Genomic DNA, 22,457 nt, shown 5'->3' with positions numbered 1-22,457 from the left:
CTGGCATTTACGCATCAAATCCTGCTGCTTGAATGCCAAGATTGAGGGGGCTGTGTGTGATGATGGATTGGAAAAAGAAAAGTCTGATCATGCTGGCGATTGCCAGCATGGGGATTCATGGGCAGACGGTTTTTGCCGCTGACCATACAGATCATCTATTAGAATTGTCTCATGAGGAATATCTTAACCAGGCAATGACTCAAACCGGTGAAGGTGAAAAAGAATTCAAGATTGACAGTTATGACCATATCAAATGGAATGATCATGGAACCAGTTCGAATTGTGTAGGTATCATTAACGCAACGGGTGCGAATACATACACTGTACTGACGAAAACACTGGAAATGGATTCAGATGCACTGTACGGCAACGCAATCCGCATGTGTGATCCACATCCTGAAGGCGATACTGTAATCAACCTGGGACAGAAGAACAATGAAATCGGGGATTTGGATATCACATGTGCAAGCAGGGAGACTTTTATCGGAAAAGTACAATTGGATGGGACAGACCAAAAATTAAATGTCTATGCAGGAAATTTTTCCTTTAAAATGCGCCCTACCAAGGATGAATTTTGGAACTACACGGCCCTGATTGCTCACGGCGTGGGAAATACTGTCAATATAAATGCCAGTTCTAAGATGGATTTGGAAGGGGATATTGGCTGTGCCTATGTCTATAGCCGTTATTGTACACGCTCTTTTGAAAATGCCCAAAAAAATTCCATACAGATCAACCAAGATCTCCCTGCAGATGCCACGCCTGCACTGACAATTCAGGGGAATATCTATAGCTTCAATAAAATGGCCGGATTGTCTGATAAATCTCCGGATAGCAACAATATCATCAAAATTAATTTTGATGGGCAAAATTCTTCTTTTACAGGGAAAGTAACCGACTACTATGGTAATCAAAACGGCAATCCGGTCAATGGAGCCATTGTCCCATTATGTGCTGACGCCAGTTCAACAATTGATCCTCTGAAGAATGCAGAAACAATCGCACAATATTTGAATTTGAAAAATCATGCTGAGCAGCAGGGCACTCACTTGACTTTTACCAAGGGAGCCTCCTGGAGGATGACCGATGATTCCAAGCTGGTCGATTTGAATGCCCACAGCGGAGCCCTGATCGATTTGAGATATAGCAACATTTCTGCTCCCCAAGCAGGGAAAACCGATCCCCATTTTCAAAAGTTGGAAGTATACCACGATTTTCATGGAGATGGCGCTGTCGTTCAAATGAATATCCAAGGCAATGTAGAGCCGGATGAAAATAAAAGCAATCACAATAACAGCGATCGGCTGGTCGTCTATGGAACCCATGATGGAACAACCCTGGTCGATGTAAGTCCCTTGGGAGAAGATATTTCTAAAGCAAAGGGCACGGTATTGGCACAAGTTGCCAGGGAAAAGGGTTCTTTTCAGGCAGATGAAACGGAAGATGCACTTTTCTGGTCAAAGTATGATTTGGATAAGGTGGTTACCCAAAACTTCACAAACTGGCAGATTGGCGATCGGAAAATTATTCCAAAGCCAACAAATACGGTCTCTGTGAACACCCTTCTTTCTACCGTATCTGCCAGTTATGATACCTGGCGCAATGATGCAGATACACTGATGAAGCGTATGGGAGAACTCCGTTTAAACGGCAAAGAAGAAAACGGTATCTGGGCCCGTACGAAAGGTACCGAATTTGGCCGTCACGGCGGCAATGGAGTGTATACGAATCGCCAGCATACCTATCAGATCGGCTATGACCACGTAACAAAGCAAAATGAAAAAGAAACGGTCTATACCGGCATGGCCGCTCAGTATGGAAAGGGTTCTTTGGATTTTGAGCACGGAACCGGTACCATAAAGAGCAGCGGTGTAAGCGCCTATCAGACCCATGAAGGAAAGAGCGGCCATTACCTGGACCTGGTGTATCAGTACAATCGGTACACCAATGATTTCCATGTCAAAGACAACGCCGGCAAAGCCATCAACGGAAAATATGGAAACAATGCGATGGCGCTCAGTGCGGAGTATGGCAAAAAGAACCAGCTGAAACATGGCTGGTATGTAGAACCGCAGAGCGAACTGACCCTGGGATACATGTGGGGCCACGATTTCACAACATCGAACCGGGTCCAGGTAAAGCAGAAGAATATGACCGCCCTGATCGGCCGCCTGGGATTCCATATCGGTCGGGAAATCCATAACAAAGCTACTTTTTACCTGAAAGCCAGCATCAATCACGATTTCTTAGGCAATTACGATATCCATATGACCGATCTGGTCAATAAAGATACGTTCCATGCCCATGATGATTTCAGCAGCAGCTGGTTTGAGTATGGTGCCGGCTGCAATGTGAAGTTCAGTAAAAACAGCTACCTGTATTTCGACATGGAAAGAGCAGTTGGCGGAGAATATAAAAAGAACTGGGATTGGAACGCCGGCATCCGCTGGAACTTCTGATTTTCTGTGACAGTGGCTCATGCCCCAAAATAAGATAATCATCCTGACAAAATCCCCCTGGAACCAAAATGCAGATTCCAGAGGGATTTTGTTGTCGATTCCAGCCGTTCTCAGTGGTGACAGCCGTGGTGCCCGCAGCCGCCTTCACCGGGATTGCGATGCTCATGGTGGGCACACTGGATATCTTCCTGATAGGCCAATTTACCAGCCAGGAAGTCCGCCACTGCCTGGTCAGCCTGACCGCTGCAGCCGCCGTAGAAGCGGATGCCCTGAACCTTGAGAGCCTGCTGGGCACCGCCGCCGATGCCGCCGCAGATCAGGGCTTCCACGCCCAGATTTTTCAATACAACGGCCAGTGCACCGTGTCCCTGCCCGTTGGTGCTTTCCACATGGGCTTCCTTCACCTGTCCGTCTTCCACCTCATAGACCTTGAAATTTTCAGTCCGGCCAAAATGCTGGAAGATTTCACCCGTCTGTGCGTCATAGGTCACTGCAATTTTCATATCCTGTTCCTCCTTCGGAAAATCCGGAAGACCGCCTGTCCGGGGAACTGACTGCAGGATGAACTGGCAGCAGCCCCATTCCGGATCCCGGGCGAACTCCACGCTGCCTTCCTCGATCCGCAGATCTTTTCCATAGATCAGGACCTCTGCCAGCTTTTTCCGGGCCTGGTTCAGGATGTTCTGAAAGGTAGAACGGGCTACTTCCAGCCGTTTCGCGGCTTCGCCCTGTTCCAGCCCCACATAGTCGCAGAGCCGCACCGCCTCGAATTCATCCAAAGTCAGCACCACTTCGCCGTGGGAGGGCTGATTCCCTGTGAAACAGAAACTTCCCGGCTGCTGGTAGACCCTGCGTTTCCGTACCGGTCTGGGCAATCTTCTCACCTCATTTATTATTGGCATATGCCATTTATTATCATTATAAGGTTGAGGTGAAAGGAAATCAAGGAACTTATCAAATTATTAGTGGTAGGTATCCCACAAAAAAAGTAAAATCATCCTTGAAAAATATTTAGTTTAAAGTTCTCTTCGTGTTGAAGAAAATGAATCCAATGGCCATAAAGACTACGAAGATTGCAGCGCCCACACCCGCTGTCAGACCAACACCTGTACTCAGCCAGATGGGTGTCAATCCAACAAAGATATCCTTCCAGGACATCAGGGTCGAATAAATCCCGTGACTGTCACCAGCATGAGATTCGGAATTCGGATCAATGGAACGGACCAGAGCCAATCCTGTAGAAGTATTACCAGTAGCAGCGCCGAAACACATGCAGGCTTTTTCGAACCATTCTTCCTTGGCGAACTTCCGGGCACAGAACAATACCAGAGGTACGGTCAATGCCGTCATTACCAAACAGTAGATAGCCAGAGGTGCCGCATAAGTAGATACGAATTTCAGGTTCAGGGTTGCCATGGCCGTAAATACTACCAGTTCCAGGAAGAACCCGGACAGCAGTTTTACCGTTTTCAGATCCACGAATTTTTCCAGATGGAACAATTCAATGAGCCGCCACATCACAGCACCGCCGACCACGCCATGGAGTACACTGGGCAGATGGAGTGCCTTGAAAGCCGGAAATGTATTCAGGCCGGCAAAAATCTGCTGTCCAATGAACAGGGCACCCATCAGCCAGGCAAACTGCAGAGCCAGATGGTTGATGCTGATGGAAGTGGTCACCGTAGTCCCCACGGATTTTCTCTGGTCTGCAGGCAGGGCACCGCCATAGAAATAATCCGGCTGTTTGGTGGGTTCTTTCACGTACGTCCCCCAGCCTTTCCGGACTCCATAGTTGACCAGAGCCATCCCGACAGTCATGGCCATAATCAGTCCCACCGTGGAAAGTACCATGGCAATGGCCATATGTCCTTCATAGCCCAGCTTTTCAAAGGAAGCAGCAGCCGCAGCAGCTGTTCCATGCCCACCATGGAAAGAAAATACACCCAGAATGCCCCAGCCGACAGGCAGGCCGGGCCAGGCTCCCCGCAGAAAAGCTCCCAGCAGAGTCCCGACACACATCTGCATACCATAGGCCGGCATGGGAAGGCAGACATAATCCAGATAAGAATGCAGCTGTTTTCTGTTGAAGCTGACCCCAAAGACCAGTGAAACCATTACGATATCAATCAGGACACCAGGGACACTGCCCAGCACTTTGGGAACAGTGATCAGACCTACACCCTGCTGTCCCAGGGCAAGCATCACCAACCCACCTATCAGGGAAGCCGGCAGGAATAATTTCTGCAGGGGTTTGACGAAATCTCTCACAAAGAAGCCTAAAAGGATGAACATGCTTACAGCTGTCATCATATTCATTAATGCACGGATAGTCATGATTCACCTCGGAATAATATAAAGATTCTTAATTTTCTGTTGAAGAGCTGGGACAGAATACCGGATTGTCCGGCTTCTGTCCTGCTTCTGGAGGGGTAAAGCATTAGGGGTAAAACATTATGGTAATAAAAGATGTTTGTAAAGGGATTTATTCGTTCCAGGCCTTGTCCAGGATTTCCACTTCTTTTTTCTCAATCAAGGCATCGACCCATTCCCGTTTGGCTCTGCCTTCCTGAGCTGCCAGCAGTTTGGCTTCATCCTTTTCCTGGAAAGCACGGGCGTTTTTCAGTACGGTTTCGGCTTCCTGCAGAGGAATCACGATGACACCGTCTTCATCCATGACGATGATATCGCCAGGGTTCACGCTGATGCCGCCGCAGGAGATGGGCACGTTGATCTCGCCCGGGCCTTCTTTATAAGGGCCGGCCGGGTTCGTCCCCGTTGCATAAATGGGCATTTCCATCTTCCGTACTGCATCGATATCCCGAATGGGTCCATCGATGATGATACCGGCAGCTCCTCTGGAGGCCAGATAGGTGAACATGATTTCCCCAATCAGGGACCGATAGCTTTCGCCGCCGTCGTTGGAAAGCAGGATCACATCGCCCGGTTTGGCCATATTCAGGGCCTTGTGCAGCATCAGGTTATCACCGCTGCGGGTCTTGATGGTCAGGGCACGGCCTACATTGATGGGATTCTTGGGCGCACTCTGCAGTTTGATGCGGGGATGCATTCCCACCAGACGGCCCATGGTATCAGAGATGTTGGCAGCCGGGATGGTGCTGAAGGCTTTCAGCAATTCTTCCGGTGCTTCCGGTTTTTTCAAAAAGATTCGGTTTCCAATAGACATGTTTCATTCCTCCTCAGAGATAAGTGTTATAAAGTTCTGAATAACAGCAACTTTTTGTCTTTTCTGTTATTCCATGTTTGCAAGTACATGATAAGGCCTTGAAGTGACAAAGTAAAACAGTTATAATTTGAGTATATAACAAATTATTTTTGTCGCTTGTTTGCTAGAACAAGGAGGTATTTTTATGGATTTGGACAGTCTCAATTATTTTACGGAGCTTACCAAGGATTTGAACATGACCAAGACGGCCAAGCGTCTTTTTCTATCCCAGCAGACCCTTTCCAATCATATTGCACGGCTGGAACGGTATTGCGGGACCCCTCTGTTCTACCGAAAGCCCCATCTTATCCTGACTCCTGCCGGTCAAGCCCTGCTTCAATTTTCCCAAGGGCTTCTTTCGGAGGAACGGGAATTCAAAAAAATGCTTTCTGATATTATCGATGAATCTCGAGGCACCATCCGTTTTGGTGCCAGTTTCGTCCGTTACAACTACATGCTGCCCAGTATCCTGCCCACTTTTTCTGCCAAATATCCGCAGGTTTCCGTGCAGCTTACCGATGATACCTCCGGCCATCTGATGGCAAAATTGAATCAGGGAGAACTGGATGTCGTCCTCTCTGTACGAAATGAAAATCTGCCAGGACTTTCCAGCACCCTAGTCTTGTCCAATCAGTTATATCTGCTGGTTTCTGACCGTTTGCTCCAGCAATTTTACGGAGAGGCGGCTGCTTCCATCAAAGAACATGCCCATCATGGGGCCCAGTTGGAAGATTTCGCCAGACTTCCTTTTTTTCTGATTACCTCACCCAATCAGCTGGGCACCATAATTGCCAATTGCTTTAAAGAAGCCAGGATCACTCCGAAAGTCTATCTTTCCTCCAGTTCCATGCGGATGAGCGATTCTTTAGCTTCTTCAGATCTCTGTGCTACTTTTTCCACGACCATGCCTCTGCACAAACTCCAGCAAAATCTGGCCCCTGATGTGAATATCTTCCCCGTCCTTTATAAATCGAATCCGGTCAGCCATGACTTATATCTGGCCTACTATGATAACAAATACCACCCCAAATACATACAGTATTTCATCCAGCTGATCAGGGAATATTACAGCCAGATCGAGGCCCTGGATTTGACCCGCATCACAGAGACTGATTCCCGATAAGCTGCATAAAAAAGGCTATCGCGTGCGTGCGATAGCCTTTTGTCTTTCTATATGCTACTTGTTTTTCTTTCCTTCCAGCAACGGATCCACAATCTGCTCCCATGTGGTCGGAGCTGCATCCACAAACTTTTCGGCAAAGTTATAGGGAACCAGCATCTCATGGCTCTTCTTGGCTGCTTCTGCCATGTATGGTTCCACCCCTGCATCTTTCAGTAGATCGATGGAGCCTTCCAATTCATGTCCTCTCCGTTTCGCATGGATCCCGGTACCAGTGACCAAACGGTTCAAATGGGATTCAAAGGGCGTACCATCAAGGCTCTTACCCAAAGAGGCAATCACCTCTTTGCTCACCCCATAGAAATGGGCGCCTTCCAGCATTTCAATCATCAAGCTGGCAATCCCCTTCATAAAGATGCTGCGGACCAGTTTGATGGCTGAAGCAGAACCGGCTTTTTCTCCGGCAAGAGTGATATCCATATGGTATGGTGCCATGGTTTCCTGAAATGCCTTGGCCCCATTGCCGCTGGCCGTGATAGGAACCTGATGTTTCTTTTTGGGCAGAGAACCCAGCATGGCCGCATCAGCGAACAATACACCGGACTCTTTAATCCGGTCCCAGATTGCCACTTTCGTTGCCGGCGTAGAAGCGCTTACATCCACATACAGCTGATTCTTTTTCAGATGACCTTTGATTTCATCACAAACTCCAAGGGTAAAAGTGGAAGGAACGGCGGCAAATACTACATCTGCCCAGTCCACCAGATCTTTTGAATCTTCCACCAGGGTCACATGGGATTCTTCTGCCCGTTTGTGGACCAGCTTCCCCATGACTTCATGATCCTGCATGGCATCATGAGCCTTAATACCCCGCACTCCTTCTCCATACAAGCCTTGTGCAATATTGAACGCTGCTTCACCAAAACCAATAAATCCGATATTCATACTGATTGCCTCCTTTTATAGTGATCTGTTACTTGTATGATACAGATTCTATATGACAAAGTAAATCAGTTAATATTTTAATATCCTACAATATTTTTTTGTTGTTCAATAAAGGCAATCATCATTGCTTTGCAAAGCAACCTGTGAGCGGGCCGATCAACTTGATTGATTCCTGCCACTAAAGGATTTTCAGCAATTTCTCCACATTCTCTTCCCTTGTGGCCCAGCTGGTACAGATGCGCATAAGCAGCCTTCCGTCGGGCCACTCTGTGCCGAAGCACAGCACTACCTGCTTTGCCAGTTCGTCGGCTTTTTCCCTGTCCAGCAGCAGAAACAGCTGGTTCGTCGGTGCCGGATAGGGCAGCTCGTAGCCTTTTTCCAGCAAAGCGCTGCGGATTTTCCGGGCCATCTGGATACCGTGGCGACCCAGTTTTTCGTACAGTCCATCGGTGAACAGGGTCTCGAACTGAAGGCCAGTGATGCGGCCCTTGGCCAGCAATGCCCCGTGCTGCTTCACCATGGTAAAGAAATGGGGCACGAATCCGGGTTCGGGAAACACCACAGCTTCTCCGAACAGAGCGCCGCATTTGGTGCCGCCGATGTAGAACACATCGCAGAACCGGGCCAGGTCGGGCAGGGTCACGTCATTTTCCGGGCAGCCCAGGGCATAGGCCAGCCGGGCCCCATCCACAAAAAGGGGCAGCTGATACGCCGTGCACACCGTCTTGATGGCTTCCAGTTCGGCCAGGGTATACAGGGTCCCCATTTCCGTGGGCTGGGACAGATACACCATGCCGGGCATTACCATATGCTCCCGGTTGGCGTCGTCCCAGTAATTCTTCACAAAGGCTTCCAGGGCAACTGCTGTCAGCTTGCCGTTTTCCTCCGGCACTGCCAGCACCTTATGGCCCCCGTATTCGATGGCTCCGGCCTCATGCACATTCACATGGCCAGTGGTCGCCGCTACTACACCCTGGTAAGGCCGCAGCACCGTATCGATGACAGCAGCGTTGGTCTGGGTACCGCCCACCAGGAAATGGATTTCGGCATCGGGTGCCTTGCAGGCTTCCCGAATCTTGTTCCGGGCACTTTCCGAATATTCGTCTTCTCCATAACCGGCCGTCTGGTCCCAGTTGGTTTCCTGGAGCCGGGCCAGGATCTCCGGAGCTGCCCCTTCCTGGTAATCACTGGCAAACTGGATCTTTTTCGGTTCCATGGTCGTTTCCTCTCTTTTCATTTCACAGACCCATGGGTTCATTGACCAAAATCACATGAGCCCGGTCCGGCAGGCGGGAAAACCGGGTAATCAGGATCTGGCAGCAGCGGGTATCGATGGCCTTGCAGTGGGAGCACAGACCAGTAATCGTGCAGGGCGTATGGACTTTGTATTTGATGGCCACCGTGGATGCCACCCGGTTCTCCGCCCGGTCCAGAGCCGCTTCCAGCCCCTTGCACACCTTGTTCAGGCTCACCATGTACAGCACATGCTTCGGACCGTAGGCCATGGCCGACACCCGGTTGCCGTTCCCGTCGATATTCACCATGACTCCGTCATCGGTCATGGCGTTGCAACTGGTCAGGTACCAGTCCGCCGTATAGGCTTTGCGATGTGCCTCTTCCTGGTCAGCGAAATCTTCCCGGTCGATGAAAGTGTACTCTCCCTGTTTCAGTGCTTCCACCAGACCGCTTTCCCGTACAGAAAGGCTGCCGCCCATGGTCACTACGCTGCCTTCCGGGATCAGGGCCAGCGCCTGCTTCACTCCGTCTGCCACCGTTTCCGCATAATAGGCGTGCATATTCCGGGATTCCAGTCCCCGGATCACCTTCTGTGCCAATACCGCGTTCCGTTTTTTCTGTGCCTCTTCCAATGCGATCTCCTCCTGGTTTCATAATGGTTTATTATACCATACAAAAAAGGTGCCGCCGCAGCGACACCTTTTTTCGTTGGGATTCAGGAAAATCCCAAAATTATTTTGCGAAGTAACGAGCCAGCAGGCCATCGAATACACGGCCATGACGGGCTTCGTCCTTGGCCATTTCATGAACAGTATCATGGATGGCATCATAGCCCAGCTGTTTGGCCAGGGTAGCGATTTCCTTCTTGCCGGCGCAGGCACCCTGTTCAGCAGCAGCCCGCATTTCCAGGTTCTTTTTGGTGCTGTCGGTTACCACTTCACCCAGCAGTTCAGCGAATTTGGCAGCATGTTCTGCTTCTTCAAAAGCAATCCGTTTGTAAGCTTCAGCCACTTCCGGATATCCTTCGCGGTCAGCGACACGGCTCATAGCCAGGTACATACCGACTTCGGAGCATTCGCCGGTGAAGTTTTGATGCAGACCTTCCAGGACTCTTTCATCTACACCTTTGGCAACACCTACAACGTGTTCGTCAGCGTATTCCTTGACGCCTTCCTTCAGTTCATCGAATTTGTCTTTCGGTGCGCCACATTGAGGGCATTTTTCCGGGGCTTCTTCCCCTTCATAGACATAACCGCAAACTCTGCAAATGAATTTTTTCATGATATTTCCTCCCCTTGGAACCTGCAAATCCGAATTATATTTTTCGGATTTGATATTTATTGATATTTATTATCTCTTACGGTTATTATTATATCAGAGTCTGGAAATAATGCAAGCCTTTTTATGGAGTTTTTATAAAAAAAGATTATGGAGTGTAAAAAACTGTTTTTCCACACCCCATCACCAGTCACTGGCTGAAAGGAGAGACCGTTTCCAGCAGTTCCGCCAGTTTCATTCTTAACTTTTTCCGCCGCTTCGCTGCATCCGGTTCCTGCTGCAGGCTTTTGCGATACCGGCCCATGATTGCGTTGACGGTACCCAGATTCTCCGGCAATACCTGCCGCAGCTGCTGTTTCACCCACTGGGCCACCAGAGGGCTGCGGCCGCCGCTGCTGACGGCGCACACCACGTCCTGCTGCTTCACGATGGCCGGAAAGATGAATGTACACAGCTCCGGATCATCCACCACGTTGACCGGTATGCTCCGTTTCCGGCATCCTTCGCTGATGGCCCGGTTCACAGCCCAGTCGTCGGTGGCTGCCACCACCAGACGCCAGGACTGCCGTTCCAAATCGTCTTCGGCAAAAATCCTCTGGTGCAAAAAGGCCCCCAGGGCCTGGATTTCCGGGGCGATGACCGGAGCTACCACGTCCACCGAAGCACCGAACTCTTTCAATATGGACGCCTTGCGCCGGGCCGTCTTTCCACCGCCCACCAGCAGCACCGGTGCCTGTTCCAGCTGGATCATCAAGGGAAAATAACTCATGGTTCCTTTTCCTCCTGCAGGGCCTGTACCAGCCCAGCCACCGAATGGACCATGGCACAGGCAGGTGCAGCGACGCCTTCTTCCCGGGCCGCCTTTGCCGTAATGGGCCCGATGCACAGGACCTTCGTGCCTGGAGCCAGGATATACTGCCCAAAGAAAGTATGCACTCCTCTGGCACTGCCGAAAATCAATGTTCCGGGAGCCAGCTCCGTTTTTTCGATAGCCGCCGGACGGACGGTCCGGGTCCGGTAGAGAGGAACATCTTCATAGACAACGCCTGCTTTCTCCAGTACCCGTGGCAGATCGGGCGAACCTTCCTCCGCCCGCAGCAGCAGACACCGCTCTCCGGGAACCACGTTCTTTGCCAAAACCTTCCCCAACGCTTCTGCCGTGTACGTCTCCGGTACCAGATCCGCTGCAAAACCCAGCTGAGCCAGTTCATCCGCTGTACCTTCCCCGATGGCCGCCAGCCGGCTGCCGGCCAGTTTCCGGTGGTCGATGCGATGCAGCTGCAGCCATTGCCCGAACAGCCGCACCCCGTTCCGGCTGGTGAACACCAGCCAGGAAGCTCTCATTATGGAAGGAGACACCGTCTGGATAAGCGGTTCCACTTCCAGGACCGGCAGCGGCCTCACCGGACATTCCAGGGGTTCCAGGGCCCGGACCACCTGCCTGCAGAAACTGCGGCTTCCGGTGACCATGACCGGCTCCTTTTCCCCCGCTTCCAGGTGCAGAGCCGCTGCGGGACCCACTACGATGATAGCCGGAGCAAAGGCCTTCCCAGCCGCTTTTTCCGCCATGGTAGCCAGGTTGCCGTCCAGGCGCAGCTGCCGGTAACTGTACCCGCCGCACAGCACGCTCACCGGCGTCTCCGGATTTTTGCCGTGCTGCAGCAGGGATCCGCAGATATGCGGCAGCTGGCCCAATCCCATAAGGAACACCAGGGTCCCTTCCAGGTCTGCCAGAGCCTGCCAGTCTTCCAGGTCTCCGTTCCGGGTATGGCCGGTAACCACGGTAAACGACCGGGAAAGGCCCCGATGAGTCACCGGAATGCCCAGATGCTCCGGTACCGCCACCGCCGAAGTGACTCCGGGCACGATGCCATAAGGGATGCCGGCGGCCTGCAGCGCGATGACTTCTTCCCCGCCCCGACCCAGTACAAAGCTGTCGCCGCCCTTGAGCCGCACCACCCGTTTCCCTTCCCGGGCTTTTTCCACCAGCAGAGTATTGATGTCCGCCTGCTTCAGGCTGTGGCGGCCGCAGCGTTTTCCCACCGGGATGATTTCCGCTTCGGCGGGGATTTCCGCCAAAATGGCCGGATCCAGCAGGGCATCATACAGGACCACCTGGGCCTGCCGCAGCCGTGCCAGCCCTTCCAGGGTCAACAGGCCTGCACTGCAGCCGGCTCCCACCAGCCACACCTTTCCCACGCACTTGTTATTTTCCATTATACAGCTCCTTTTTCAGGGAAGCCGCCAACAGGGCATGGTCTTTTTCCCTTCCCTGCCGGAAGGCTTTTTTACCGTCCACCATGGCCCCCAGTCGCACCTCTCCCTTCCGGAGGAGATCGGCATGGATGCCCACGGGCATGGCGCAGTCCACCTTCATGCCGCAGAACAGTTCCCGTTCCAGCAAAAACCGCCGCCAGGTCATCTGATGGCTGATTTTCTGCAGCAGAGCAATCAGGTCCCGGTCCCGGCTGCGGCACTCTACAGCGATGATGCCCTGGCACCCGGCCGGTATGACATTCTCCACATTGAAGGGATGGATGTCATAAGCGGAAGGATCTACCTCCATCCGTTCCAAACCGGCCATAGCCAATACGATGGCACTGTATTCCCCCCGTTCCAGTTTGTGGAGCCTGGTGGTCACGTTGCCCCGGATATCCCGGAACACCGCCTCCGGGAACAGAGGCCGGATTTCAACGATCCGCCGGGGACTCCCCGTACCGATGACCAGCGGCCCGGTGAGGGACTTCCCCTTCAGGGTCACTAACGCATCCCGGGGGTCCGCTGCTTCGGGCGTACCGGCGATCACCAGCCCCGATGCCAGCTCATAGGGCAGATCCTTGGCGCTGTGCACAGCCAGGTCTGCTTCCCCACTGAGCAGTTCCCGTTCGATTTCCCGCACGAAGACCCCCCGGCCTCCTATTTTCACCAGAGCATGGATCCGATCCCGATCCCCGGCCGTAGTGATGGTATGGATTTCCGTTTCCACTTGTTCCCGCTGCAGCAATCGGCGGACGATTTCCGTCTGGGCCAGAGCCAGCTTGCTGCCCCGGGTAGCAATAATCAGTTTCTTCATCTTATCTCCTTACCAAAGGTCCCAATTTCCGATACACCAGCACGGCCAGCACACAGAGGATGGAATCCGGAATCACCGTACTGAAAAGCCACACTTCCAGCAGCCGGACAACCCCCATGCCCGCCGCATTCTGCAGCACAAAATTGAACATCACATAATAGTAGACCAGGCCAGCGGCATAATAACCCATTTCCCCGCCGAAAGCCGCCAACAGCTGCTGCTTCAGCCCGGCCTGCCGGGCACTGCCTCCCGGCATTCCGGATGCCCAGGCCGCACAGAGAAACCCCAGCAAAAAGCCGAAGGTGGGTTTCAGTACATAGCCCAGACCACCCCCTCGGGCAAAGACGGGTACGCCGGCCAGACCCAGCACCAGATAGGCCAGTACGCTGAGAAAGCCATGTTTCGGTCCCAGAAACAGCCCGGCCAGGATGGCAAAGAAAATCTGTAATGATATTGTCACCTGAAAAGGCCCTATGGGCAGCATGATGTGGAGGAACGCCCCCACCGCCATGAGAGCCGCAAAAAGCCCGCACAGTACCAGGTTTCCTGTTTTTTGTTCCATAAATGATTCTCCCCGGAAAGGCACTTTTCTGCCGCAGGCAGCCGCCTTTCGTGAAATAACACCATTATACCAGAAATTCACCGGGAAGATGGATGCCCTGCAAACTTTTCAGCCGTGAATACATTGATATTAGTTATGCTATTCATAAGTAAGCATGTTGTTATTTTCTATGACTATTTTGTATATAATATGTTTAAGACAAGACAATAAACAAACCGGGAGAACCCCCAGGTTTTGGGAGGAGAGCATATGAAATTACATCAACTGCACTATTTTCAGGAAGTCTGCCGACAGCAGAGCATCACCAAGGCTGCCGAAAATCTCCATATCTCCCAACCTGCGGTGTCGGCAGCCATCCGCGAGCTGGAAGAGGAATTCGAGCTGAAACTGTTCAAACGGACCCACAAGAAACTGACTCTGACCACGGAGGGGTCCTATTTCCTGCTGGAAGTGGAAGAACTGCTGGACAAGGCCAAACAGATCAGCGATGACATGACCCGGCTGCAAAAGAAGAACACCTGTATCCATATTGGGCTGCCGACCATGATCGAGGCACTGGAAGTCCCTCTGCTGGCCCAGTTCCATAAAGAATACCCGGAAATCCGGCTGGAGCTCCACCACGGCAATTCCCTGAGCCTGCGGAAGGCCCTGCAGGAAGAACGGATCGACATCGCCCTGGTCAGCGGACTGGGCTCCGATCAGGCCAATACGGAAACCTGCACCATGCGCCAGAGCGAAATTGTGTACTGCGTGAACCGGGAACATCCCTACGCCAAAGAAAGCACCATTTCCATGGCCCAGGTATCCCAGATGGCCCTGGTGGAAATCGAGGGCAGCCAGCATTTCCGGGAAACCATCCTGGCCCGATTCCATGAAGACCACTGCGCACCCAAAATCCTCTGGTCTACCAGCCAGCTGTATACCAAAATCCAGCTGATCAAGAACGGTGCAGCCAGCGGATTCCTGTATCGGCCGGTGGCAGAACGGGAACCGGACCTGGTGTCCATTTCCCTGGATCCGCCTCTGTATTACGACATCGAAATGCTGTGGCTGAAAAATTCCACCAGTTTCGAAAACATCCACACATTCCTGGAGTTTGCCAGGAAACATGGAGTGGCACGCTAACGGAAAAAGCCTTCTGCTGGGGAAGCAGAAGGCTTTTTCCTTGAAAGGAAGTTGTTTATGATGATTTGATGGGGAAGATGTAACAAGGAGGGGTAATCCCTGTTACGGTTATTAGTATATCCACATCTTGTGTCAAAGGAAGGGCAAAGTCTTGAATCATTTGTGAATTTGACTGCTCAGTCAGTCAATCCGAAATATTCATAGACCCCCTGCATCAAACTTTGGGCATTTTCCGGGCTCAGCCCTGTTTTTTCACTCATGAGCAGCAGCCCTTTCAGCTGCTGTTTCAGGTAAGCATTGAATTTGTCCCTGTCCAGGGACAGGTTCTCCCCCTCCAGTTTGTCGCTGCGGCAGGTGAGCATCACCAGCAGTTTCAGGGTCTCCCCTTCCTTCTCTGCCAGGTAGAACAAAAACGGGAACGCCTGCCCCAGCTTTTTTACGAAATCCACTGCCCCCTGGTTCTCCCACAGGTATTTCCCGCAATCCTCATGGAAGGAAAGCCCCCAGCGGCTGCAGAATTTTTTGGCCCACCGGGGATGGCGGCCCACATAGTCCAGCAGCTGGAAATACCGCACCGTCCCCTCCGGTTCTTCCAGTTCCCTCTCATGGACCTGGAACCCGATGAAATCCTGTTTTTCCAGATACGCCTGCAGTTGTTCTTCTTCCATATTACCGTTCCTTGATCATGACCGTCCACTGCCCGGGCAGCTTGATCCGCTTCCAGGTAGCCGGCCAGTCTTCCTCCAGTTTTGTAGTCAGTTTCTTCGTATGGGTATCCACCAGCACCACAGCCTTGCCCGTCTGTTCCCTCACCTTGCCATAGGTGGTCCAGGGCATGATGTTCTTGGCGGACCAGCTGTCCTGCCGGGGCTGGAAGGCGTCGGATTCTTCATCGGGCACCAGCATCACCATCTCCCGGCCTGTATAGAACACGGCCGAAGTAGGATAGCCGCCGCCCCGGATGTAAATGGGCACGTCCGCCGGCACCATGGCGTTGACGAACCGGGCCGCCATCTTGCCTGTTACATCATACATAAGGGGCTGGGCCAACAGATTCAGGCTGCAGCAGTGGAAAGCGATGGTCAGCAGCACCACTGTAGAAAGCACTTCCTGGTTGCTCTTGCCCTTGTATTTGTGCAGACCCAGTACACACATGCACAGGGTGTAAATCAACATGAAGTAGAATACATTCATGGGATGGGCAAACACCTTGGGTGCCAGTTTGGGCAGCTTCCAGGCCGCCACGGTCAGAGCCCCATAGAACAGGATATTCCCCAAAAGCATCCATTTCAGTTCCAGCTTCTGGCCTTTCTTCCAGATGTAATCCGCCGTCAGTACGCACAGGGGCAGCAGCAGCGGGTAGGTATAGGTGATATACTTGGTCGCCATGCACTGGAAAAACACGAAGATAGCTGCTGTCCACAGCAGCAGGAAAGCTTCCCGTGGAGCCGGGTACTTCCACCGGCCGTTCTTCCGCACCAGGTTCCACAGCATGGGCGGCACAAACCCTACCCAGGCATAGGCGTTCAGCAGGTTCACCGCCGTATAGTACCAGATCACATTATCCCGGGGGTGTTCTGAAACCGTGGCCCGCAATACGTTCTGGGTGCCCAGGAAGCTGCCCAGGAAGTCCGGATGGACCTTCGCCATGGCGATGTACCAGGGCAGGGCCACCAGCAGAAACAGCGGGATCCCCGTGGCCAGATGGGCACTCTTCAGGCATTTCCAGTCCTTCTGGTACAGCAGGAACAGGGTAATGATGAACCCGGGCATCAGGAAGCCGATAGGCCCCTTGGTCAGTGTAGCCAGCCCGGCCAGGAGATACAGCCCATAGTACCAGTTCTTTTTCTTCGTGCTGTAGCCCAGGTAGAAGCACAGCAGCGCCCCGTCCATGAACAGGAACAGCATGCCGTCTGTGAGCACGCTCTTACTGATGGTGAAGAACTGGATCGTCATGAGCAACAGCACACCGCTGAGGAAGCCCACTTCCTCTCCGTACAGTTTCCTGCCGGCCTTCACCGTAAGCCACAGACCTCCCAGCCCGAACAGGGAAGGAAAGAACCGGGCGCCGAATTCGCTGAAACCAAACAGTTTGAAGCCCAGGGCAATCATCCAGTAGGCAAAGACCGGTTTATCGTACCAGTAACGGCCATAGATCTGGGGCGACAGCCAGTCACCGCTCAGGACCATTTCCTTGGCCGTCAGGGCATAGTTCCCTTCCACGCTGTCCGTCAGGGGCAGGGAAGAGTTCATAAAGAACAGCAAAAAAATGGCAGCGGCCCAAAAGCCCAGCCAATACTTCTTTTTCATCTGTTTTCCTCCATATCGTAGTTGCAATACCATATCTAAATTATTTTACACTAGATTGGGGAAAGAAGAAAGGAGATGCAAAAAAAATCACACCTCCTGTTTCTGGGAAAAGTCCTGTCATTGACACTTTGATTCCGCTTGCCGTATACTTTTTGCTAGAAGAGAAAAGGAGTCGTACCATGTCCCAAATTGCTACCGTTAAAAATGTGACCTTCGGCGAAGGTCATCCCAAAATTGCCGTTCCCCTCACCGCACCGGATCTGTCCGGACTGAACCAGGCCCTGGAAGCTCTGCAGGAGGGGCCCTGCGACCTGATTGAATGGCGTGCCGACTGTTGGCAGGCAGGATCCTTACAGGCGCCTCTGGCCCTGTTCCGGGAAGCAGTACCCCAGCTGCCCCTCCTGTTCACCATCCGTACTTCTGCGGAAGGAGGCAATCTGGAGATTGCCACAAAAGACTATGTGCGGCTGCTGGAAGATGTCATCCAGAGCCATGCCATCGACCTGGTGGATGTGGAACTGTCACGGGGTCACAACGTCATGGAGGAACTGGTGGCCTGTGCCCGTGAAAACGAAGTCAAAGTGGTGGGTTCCTGCCATGATTTCCACAAGACCCCGCCCAGAGAAGATATCATCGCCACCCTGTGTACCATGCAGCGGCTGGGCTGTGACCTGGCCAAATATGCAGTAATGCCGCAGAAAGAGGAAGATGTACTAACCCTGCTGGAAGCTACGCTCATCATGAAACGGGAACATCCGGAAACGCCGGTGATCACCATGAGCATGGGGCCCATGGGTGCCATCAGTCGGATCTGCGGCGAGCGATTCGGCAGTGCTGTCAGCTTTGGTACCGCCGGCCCGGCCTCGGCGCCGGGACAATTGCCGGCAACGCTGCTGAAACAGGTATTTCCGCTGGTATAATCAAAAAGGAGTGTGAAAAAATGCTTTTTCACACTCCCAAACCAGCTGACACTGGCCAAAAGAGGGGGAAGCTGTGAAGGATTATTTCACAGCCCCCCCTCTTTTTTATACCCCTTTTTCCAATTCCTGCATCAGCAGCGAACCCAATCCGTTGGTCTGCTGGTCGATCTGCTGGTACAGATGCACCACGCCGGGCTGGTTCCGCACTTCGCTGTAGAATTCCGGCGGGTAAGTGATGAGGGTCATGCCCTTTTTCTGCAGCTGGGCCTTGCTGTCCTTATCCACCTGTACCAGAGTGGGTGCCAGCTCGCTCAGTGCTTCCCTCACCGATTCCTCCAGTGCTTTCTGGTAGGCCTCGGGCAGAGCATCGAAGGCTTTTTTGTTCACCACCAGTTCGTTGGCGTACAAAATCACATTGGTTTCAGCCACGTATTTCTGTACTTCGTTGAAATGGGCGGAAACGATACTGTCCGCCGCATTCTCTTCGGCCTCTACGATCCCACTCTGAAGGGAGAAATACAGCTCCGGCCAGGCCAAAGGCGTGGGACTGGCTCCCATAGCTGACCAGAAAGCCATATGGTTTTTATTGCTCATGGTACGGATTTTGGTGCCCTTGAAATCTTCCAGGGTCCGCACAGGTTTGTTGGAAGTCATGAGCCGATAAGTACCATTCTGCAGTGTACCCATATAATGGAGTCCTGCCCGGTCGTAGGCATCAGCCAGTTTCTTCCGGAAAGGACCATCCCCGTTGAGCACCCGGTCGATGGTTTTGCTGTCATAGGGAGCAAACACCATGGGCAGATCGAACACGGCGCCCTCCGGCACGAAAGCCGTCACCGGGGCCATCTGTCCCACTACCAGCTGGATGTCATTGGCCCGCAGCTGGCGCAGCAGGTCTTCATCTCCGCCCAGCTCTGCGTTGGGATGGTAATCGATCTTCAGGCGTCCGTCTGTTTTGGCCGCTGCTTTTTTGGCTACCAGCTCTCCGAACCGCTGTCCCACGGACCCTTTTCCGGAGGAATCGCCCCCCACCAGGGTCACCTTGGGCAGGTCGGCAAAGGCCCCCTTCCCCGCTTCCTTGGGCTGGGATTTTTCACTGCTGCAGCCGCTGAGGCCCAGCACCAGCAATCCCGCCAGACAGGCCATAATGATTTTCTTCATTCTTGTATGCATCATCCGATTCTCCTTCTCATGCCTTGATTGTTACCACAGGCTGGGCAGCCAGGTGGACAGCCAGGGAATGTAGGTAATCCCCAGCAGTGCTGCCAGAAACGCACACAGGAAGGGAACGGATTTTTTCGCCACGCTCATGGGCTGTTTTTCCGCAATGTTCCCGGCCACGAACAGGTCCAGGCCGAAGGGCGGCGTAGCCAGTCCAATGGACAGGCAGCTTACCAGCACCACGCCCAGGTGTACCGGGTCGATGCCCAGTTTTTTGCAGGCAGGCAGCAGCACCGGCACCAGGATGATGATGGCCGGCCCCGTATCCATGACCATGCCCAGCAGCAGGAATAATACCACCAGCACTGTCAGCACGGCGATGCCCGAAGTGAAGTTCCCCAGGATGAAGCTTTCCACCACCCGGGTGGCCCGGGTCATGGACAGTACCCGCCCGAAGGCGGTGGCAAAAGCCAGGACGAAGGCCAGACCTCCATAGGTATGGACGGATTCCCGCAGAAGAGGCAGGATATCGTGGATGGTCATGGTACGGTACAGGAACAGGGACACCAGCAGCGCATAGAATACGGACACCGCCGCCGCTTCTGTAGGCGTAGTGAAACCGGTGTAGATACCCCCCAGCACGATGACCGGGCATACCAGCGCCCAGATGCTTTCTTTCAGCAGGTTCCAGAAACCCATTTGGGACAGCTCGTCCATCCGCTCCTGCACTTTGGCCTTATCTTCACCCCTGCGCAGGCAGTAGATCACTGCATAGGCCATCAGAGCCAGTCCTACCAGAATGCCCGGCAGGATCCCGGCCAAAAACAGTTTCCCCGTGGAAACCCCTGTGGCCAGGGAATAGAGTACAAAGGGAATGGACGGCGGGATGATGACCCCCAGGCCGCCGGCTACAGCTACCAATCCGGCGCTCCAGGTCTTGTCATAGCCCAGTTCCGTCAGGAAAGGGACACACATGGCCCCCACTGCCGCCGTAGTGGCCGGACCTGAACCGGAAATGGCCCCGTAGAACAGGCAGGTCAGAATCACTGCACAGGGCAGACCCCCAGTGAACCGGCCTGCAAAAAACGCAAAGAAATTGAACAGTTTCCGGGAAATACCGCCCTTGGCCATGATGACCCCGCCCAGGATGAACAGAGGTACAGCCAGGATCGGGGTAGAATTGGCTCCCGAAAATGCATTGTTCAGCAGCTGGCCCATGGTGCCCCCCTGATGCAGCAGGGCAATGGGCGCCGTAGCTCCCAGGATCATGCTGATACCGATAGGAAGGCTCAGGGCGATGGCCAGCAGAAAGACGGAAAAGATCAGTACCGCAGACATCAGTCATCCCCTCCCCGTGCCAGAGCTGCTTCCGTTTCCGCATCCTGGAGCGTTTGTTCCAGGGTGGACAGTTCTCTTTCCTGCAGATGCTGCACATGGAACCACAGCTGCTGTACGGCCCGCAGGGCGGCCAGGAAGAAACCCAGGACCATGAATCCATACACAAACGCCATGGACCACTGCATGGCCGGCGAAATTTCATGGCTTTCCGCAATGGTACCCACAACCTCCCAGGCGAACAGTCCCAGTACCGTCATACAGCCCAAGGTAACTGCATCCACCGCCAGGTTCAGCGCCTTCCGCAGGCCGCCCGGCAGCAAATCTTTCAGTACTCCCACCCGCAGCATGCTGTCCGTGCGGATGGTATAGGGCAGAGAAAGAAAAACGCTCCAGATCCACAGGAACCGGCACAGTTCTTCTGCCCAGGTCAGAGACGCCACGCCGGGGATTTTCCGGACAATGACCTGAAGCATGGTGACGCAGGCAATGAGGACCAGCATCACCACCAGGAACGTCTCTTCCAGGTGCAGATCCAGCCAGTGGATCAGAGCGATGGATTTGTTGCTGTTTGCTACTTTACTGCTTTCCTTCTTGTTCTCCATGATTGTTCTCCTTTGCTACTTTGCTTCCTTTTCGGCCAGGATCTGGAGCAGTTCCTGCCGCATAACTTCTACAGGGGCCTTCTGCCCCGTCCACAATTCTACCTGGGCTGTACCCTGGTACAGGCTCATGGTGAGTCCGTTCAGTATCCGGCAGCCCGCCTGTTCTGCATTCCGGAGGAACTGTGTCCTGGCCGGATTGTAACAGGCATCGAAATAAAACTGACCTTCCCGGATGAACTCCGGCGGCAGGGGCGTCTCACCCACAGTCTTCCCCATGCCCACACCGCTGGCGTTCACCACCACCGTAGCTTCCCCCACTTTGGAAAAATCCTGGTAAGGAACCATTTCTGCCACCGGAGCGAAGTTCCTGTTGATGTCATCCACCAGGCTGCGGGCGCTTTCCGGGAACAGATCCGTGATATAGATCTTCGGCGCCCCATGGTAAGCCAGCACCGAACAGATGGCCCGGCCGGCACCGCCGCTGCCAAAGCAGAAGAACGTCTCTTTCGCCACGTCGATTCCTGCTTCCGTCAGAGCCGTGTAAAAGCCCACGCCGTCGGTATTGTACCCTTTCAGCCGGCCGTCCGGCAGTTTCACCACCGTGTTGCTGGAGCCCATCTTCTTACAAAGGGGATCCAGTTCATCCAGATATTCCAGTACTTTCACTTTGTTGGGCTTGGTAACGGCGAACCCGGCAAAGGGCATGTACCGCAGGCCGTTTACAATGTCGCCCAGATGTTCCTGGCCGGTGACGGTGTAGAAGTACACCAGGTTCAAACCGGCCGCTGCATATCCACGGTTCTGCATCCGGGCCGCAAAGGACTGGGCCAGCGGATCACCCAGCAGGGTAATGAACCGGGTATGGATATCGATTGCCATAACTACCATCCTACTTTCCTGCACCGCGAGACAAATCTCGCATTTTGTATACACTAAAGATAGTTTTTATTGTAAGCCTGTAAAGGGAGTTTGTCAACCAGGGAAGATGACGGTAATTCCTGGGTAAAGGTAAAAAAAAAGCCCTTGAAAAACAAGGGCCAAATGAGGGGCAACTTCAACTTACAGTTGCATTATAGCACTCTTGTATACAATGTGCAAGATATAA

Annotated in this window: 21 protein-coding genes; 4 read left to right on the top strand and 17 right to left on the bottom strand. The window is 53.0% G+C overall.

Annotated elements, in window-relative coordinates; genetic code table 11:
• Positions 1 to 59 precede the first annotated feature (59 nt).
• Positions 60 to 2,459 (top strand): autotransporter outer membrane beta-barrel domain-containing protein, encoded by a 2,400-nt coding sequence (locus ACR0QW_RS01770; protein WP_432642011.1) that lies wholly within the window; start codon positions 60 to 62, stop codon positions 2,457 to 2,459.
• A 110-nt stretch (positions 2,460 to 2,569) separates the two neighbouring features.
• Here ACR0QW_RS01770 and ACR0QW_RS01765 read toward each other — a convergent pair whose 3' ends face one another.
• The 3 genes from ACR0QW_RS01765 to ACR0QW_RS01755 form a co-directional block, all read right to left on the bottom strand.
• Positions 2,570 to 3,343: a NifB/NifX family molybdenum-iron cluster-binding protein gene (locus ACR0QW_RS01765; RefSeq protein WP_432642031.1), complete on the bottom strand. Its 774-nt coding sequence runs from the start codon at positions 3,341 to 3,343 to the stop codon at positions 2,570 to 2,572.
• A gap of 127 nt (positions 3,344 to 3,470) precedes the next feature.
• Positions 3,471 to 4,793, bottom strand: a complete 1,323-nt coding sequence (locus ACR0QW_RS01760; RefSeq protein ID WP_432642010.1) for a sodium:glutamate symporter — start codon at positions 4,791 to 4,793, stop codon at positions 3,471 to 3,473.
• Between the two features lie 148 nt (positions 4,794 to 4,941).
• On the bottom strand, positions 4,942 to 5,643 hold the full coding sequence (locus ACR0QW_RS01755; RefSeq protein WP_432642009.1) for an RraA family protein: 702 nt from the start codon (positions 5,641 to 5,643) through the stop codon (positions 4,942 to 4,944).
• A 184-nt stretch (positions 5,644 to 5,827) separates the two neighbouring features.
• On the opposite strand from ACR0QW_RS01755, the gene ACR0QW_RS01750 reads away from it, so the two are divergent.
• On the top strand, positions 5,828 to 6,805 hold the full coding sequence (locus ACR0QW_RS01750) for a LysR family transcriptional regulator (RefSeq protein WP_432642008.1): 978 nt from the start codon (positions 5,828 to 5,830) through the stop codon (positions 6,803 to 6,805).
• 54 nt (positions 6,806 to 6,859) lie between these two features.
• Here the strand turns inward: ACR0QW_RS01750 and ACR0QW_RS01745 are convergent, their stop codons facing one another.
• The 8 genes from ACR0QW_RS01745 to ACR0QW_RS01710 all read right to left on the bottom strand — a co-directional run bounded on the left by ACR0QW_RS01745 (position 6,860) and on the right by ACR0QW_RS01710 (position 13,896).
• Complete coding sequence (locus tag ACR0QW_RS01745; RefSeq protein ID WP_432642007.1) at positions 6,860 to 7,747, bottom strand: DUF1932 domain-containing protein; 888 nt, start codon at positions 7,745 to 7,747, stop codon at positions 6,860 to 6,862.
• A gap of 178 nt (positions 7,748 to 7,925) precedes the next feature.
• On the bottom strand, positions 7,926 to 8,963 hold the full coding sequence (locus ACR0QW_RS01740; RefSeq protein WP_432642006.1) for a threonine aldolase family protein: 1,038 nt from the start codon (positions 8,961 to 8,963) through the stop codon (positions 7,926 to 7,928).
• Between the two features lie 22 nt (positions 8,964 to 8,985).
• Positions 8,986 to 9,615 (bottom strand): lactate utilization protein, encoded by a 630-nt coding sequence (locus ACR0QW_RS01735; RefSeq protein WP_432642005.1) that lies wholly within the window; start codon positions 9,613 to 9,615, stop codon positions 8,986 to 8,988.
• Between the two features lie 100 nt (positions 9,616 to 9,715).
• Entirely contained in the window at positions 9,716 to 10,264 is a 549-nt protein-coding gene (locus tag ACR0QW_RS01730; RefSeq protein WP_432642004.1) for a ferritin family protein, read from the bottom strand.
• Between the two features lie 187 nt (positions 10,265 to 10,451).
• Positions 10,452 to 11,030 (bottom strand): precorrin-2 dehydrogenase/sirohydrochlorin ferrochelatase family protein, encoded by a 579-nt coding sequence (locus ACR0QW_RS01725; RefSeq protein ID WP_432642003.1) that lies wholly within the window; start codon positions 11,028 to 11,030, stop codon positions 10,452 to 10,454.
• Positions 11,027 to 12,478 (bottom strand): uroporphyrinogen-III C-methyltransferase, encoded by a 1,452-nt coding sequence (gene cobA, locus ACR0QW_RS01720; protein ID WP_432642002.1) that lies wholly within the window; start codon positions 12,476 to 12,478, stop codon positions 11,027 to 11,029. The genes ACR0QW_RS01725 and cobA overlap by 4 nt, the downstream gene beginning before the upstream one ends.
• A complete protein-coding gene (gene hemC / locus ACR0QW_RS01715) occupies positions 12,468 to 13,334 on the bottom strand; it encodes a hydroxymethylbilane synthase (protein ID WP_432642001.1) in 867 nt (288 codons plus the stop codon). The genes cobA and hemC overlap by 11 nt, the downstream gene beginning before the upstream one ends.
• A gap of 1 nt (position 13,335) precedes the next feature.
• Positions 13,336 to 13,896: a biotin transporter BioY gene (locus ACR0QW_RS01710; RefSeq protein WP_432642000.1), complete on the bottom strand. Its 561-nt coding sequence runs from the start codon at positions 13,894 to 13,896 to the stop codon at positions 13,336 to 13,338.
• A gap of 249 nt (positions 13,897 to 14,145) precedes the next feature.
• On the opposite strand from ACR0QW_RS01710, the gene ACR0QW_RS01705 reads away from it, so the two are divergent.
• Entirely contained in the window at positions 14,146 to 15,021 is an 876-nt protein-coding gene (locus tag ACR0QW_RS01705; protein ID WP_432641999.1) for a LysR family transcriptional regulator, read from the top strand.
• A gap of 176 nt (positions 15,022 to 15,197) precedes the next feature.
• On the opposite strand, the gene ACR0QW_RS01700 is transcribed toward ACR0QW_RS01705, so the two are convergent.
• Both ACR0QW_RS01700 and ACR0QW_RS01695 read right to left on the bottom strand, forming a co-directional pair.
• Positions 15,198 to 15,689 carry a hypothetical protein gene (locus ACR0QW_RS01700; protein WP_432641998.1) on the bottom strand — a complete coding sequence of 164 codons (492 nt, stop codon included), beginning with the start codon at positions 15,687 to 15,689 and terminating at the stop codon, positions 15,198 to 15,200.
• Between the two features lies 1 nt (position 15,690).
• Complete coding sequence (locus ACR0QW_RS01695; protein ID WP_432641997.1) at positions 15,691 to 17,331, bottom strand: ArnT family glycosyltransferase; 1,641 nt, start codon at positions 17,329 to 17,331, stop codon at positions 15,691 to 15,693.
• A 179-nt stretch (positions 17,332 to 17,510) separates the two neighbouring features.
• Between ACR0QW_RS01695 and aroD the strand changes: the two genes are divergently transcribed.
• Positions 17,511 to 18,251: a type I 3-dehydroquinate dehydratase gene (gene aroD / locus ACR0QW_RS01690; protein WP_432641996.1), complete on the top strand. Its 741-nt coding sequence runs from the start codon at positions 17,511 to 17,513 to the stop codon at positions 18,249 to 18,251.
• Positions 18,252 to 18,356: 105 nt separating this feature from the next.
• On the opposite strand, the gene ACR0QW_RS01685 is transcribed toward aroD, so the two are convergent.
• The 4 genes from ACR0QW_RS01685 to ACR0QW_RS01670 are packed head-to-tail and all read right to left on the bottom strand — an operon-like array spanning position 18,357 to position 22,231.
• Positions 18,357 to 19,427 (bottom strand): TRAP transporter substrate-binding protein, encoded by a 1,071-nt coding sequence (locus tag ACR0QW_RS01685; RefSeq protein WP_432641995.1) that lies wholly within the window; start codon positions 19,425 to 19,427, stop codon positions 18,357 to 18,359.
• A 27-nt stretch (positions 19,428 to 19,454) separates the two neighbouring features.
• Positions 19,455 to 20,750, bottom strand: coding sequence for a TRAP transporter large permease (locus ACR0QW_RS01680; RefSeq protein WP_432641994.1), 1,296 nt, complete (start codon positions 20,748 to 20,750; stop codon positions 19,455 to 19,457).
• Positions 20,750 to 21,352 carry a TRAP transporter small permease gene (locus tag ACR0QW_RS01675; protein WP_432641993.1) on the bottom strand — a complete coding sequence of 201 codons (603 nt, stop codon included), beginning with the start codon at positions 21,350 to 21,352 and terminating at the stop codon, positions 20,750 to 20,752. Before ACR0QW_RS01675 ends, ACR0QW_RS01680 begins: the two co-directional genes overlap by 1 nt.
• Before the next feature lie 15 nt (positions 21,353 to 21,367).
• On the bottom strand, positions 21,368 to 22,231 hold the full coding sequence (locus tag ACR0QW_RS01670) for a shikimate dehydrogenase family protein (RefSeq protein WP_432641992.1): 864 nt from the start codon (positions 22,229 to 22,231) through the stop codon (positions 21,368 to 21,370).
• Between the last annotated feature and the right edge of the window lie 226 nt (positions 22,232 to 22,457).

The organism is Acidaminococcus sp. (genome assembly GCF_050873445.1).
GTDB lineage: Bacteria > Bacillota > Negativicutes > Acidaminococcales > Acidaminococcaceae > Acidaminococcus.
The sequence above is the reverse complement of the archived record's forward strand: the minus strand, read 5'-3'. Positions and strand labels throughout refer to the sequence as shown.

Coding starts and splice junctions, on each gene's coding strand:
- ACR0QW_RS01705 (WP_432641999.1), top strand. CDS start 14,146: ATGAAATTACATCAACTGCACTATTTTCAGGAAGTCTGCCGACAGCAG.
- ACR0QW_RS01750 (WP_432642008.1), top strand. CDS start 5,828: ATGGATTTGGACAGTCTCAATTATTTTACGGAGCTTACCAAGGATTTG.
- ACR0QW_RS01740 (WP_432642006.1), bottom strand. CDS start 8,963: ATGGAACCGAAAAAGATCCAGTTTGCCAGTGATTACCAGGAAGGGGCA.
- ACR0QW_RS01675 (WP_432641993.1), bottom strand. CDS start 21,352: ATGGAGAACAAGAAGGAAAGCAGTAAAGTAGCAAACAGCAACAAATCC.
- ACR0QW_RS01725 (WP_432642003.1), bottom strand. CDS start 11,030: ATGAGTTATTTTCCCTTGATGATCCAGCTGGAACAGGCACCGGTGCTG.
- ACR0QW_RS01770 (WP_432642011.1), top strand. CDS start 60: ATGATGGATTGGAAAAAGAAAAGTCTGATCATGCTGGCGATTGCCAGC.
- ACR0QW_RS01710 (WP_432642000.1), bottom strand. CDS start 13,896: ATGGAACAAAAAACAGGAAACCTGGTACTGTGCGGGCTTTTTGCGGCT.
- cobA (WP_432642002.1), bottom strand. CDS start 12,478: ATGGAAAATAACAAGTGCGTGGGAAAGGTGTGGCTGGTGGGAGCCGGC.
- aroD (WP_432641996.1), top strand. CDS start 17,511: ATGTCCCAAATTGCTACCGTTAAAAATGTGACCTTCGGCGAAGGTCAT.
- ACR0QW_RS01670 (WP_432641992.1), bottom strand. CDS start 22,231: ATGGCAATCGATATCCATACCCGGTTCATTACCCTGCTGGGTGATCCG.
- ACR0QW_RS01745 (WP_432642007.1), bottom strand. CDS start 7,747: ATGAATATCGGATTTATTGGTTTTGGTGAAGCAGCGTTCAATATTGCA.
- ACR0QW_RS01695 (WP_432641997.1), bottom strand. CDS start 17,331: ATGAAAAAGAAGTATTGGCTGGGCTTTTGGGCCGCTGCCATTTTTTTG.
- ACR0QW_RS01685 (WP_432641995.1), bottom strand. CDS start 19,427: ATGATGCATACAAGAATGAAGAAAATCATTATGGCCTGTCTGGCGGGA.
- ACR0QW_RS01700 (WP_432641998.1), bottom strand. CDS start 15,689: ATGGAAGAAGAACAACTGCAGGCGTATCTGGAAAAACAGGATTTCATC.
- hemC (WP_432642001.1), bottom strand. CDS start 13,334: ATGAAGAAACTGATTATTGCTACCCGGGGCAGCAAGCTGGCTCTGGCC.
- ACR0QW_RS01680 (WP_432641994.1), bottom strand. CDS start 20,750: ATGTCTGCGGTACTGATCTTTTCCGTCTTTCTGCTGGCCATCGCCCTG.
- ACR0QW_RS01730 (WP_432642004.1), bottom strand. CDS start 10,264: ATGAAAAAATTCATTTGCAGAGTTTGCGGTTATGTCTATGAAGGGGAA.
- ACR0QW_RS01755 (WP_432642009.1), bottom strand. CDS start 5,643: ATGTCTATTGGAAACCGAATCTTTTTGAAAAAACCGGAAGCACCGGAA.
- ACR0QW_RS01760 (WP_432642010.1), bottom strand. CDS start 4,793: ATGACTATCCGTGCATTAATGAATATGATGACAGCTGTAAGCATGTTC.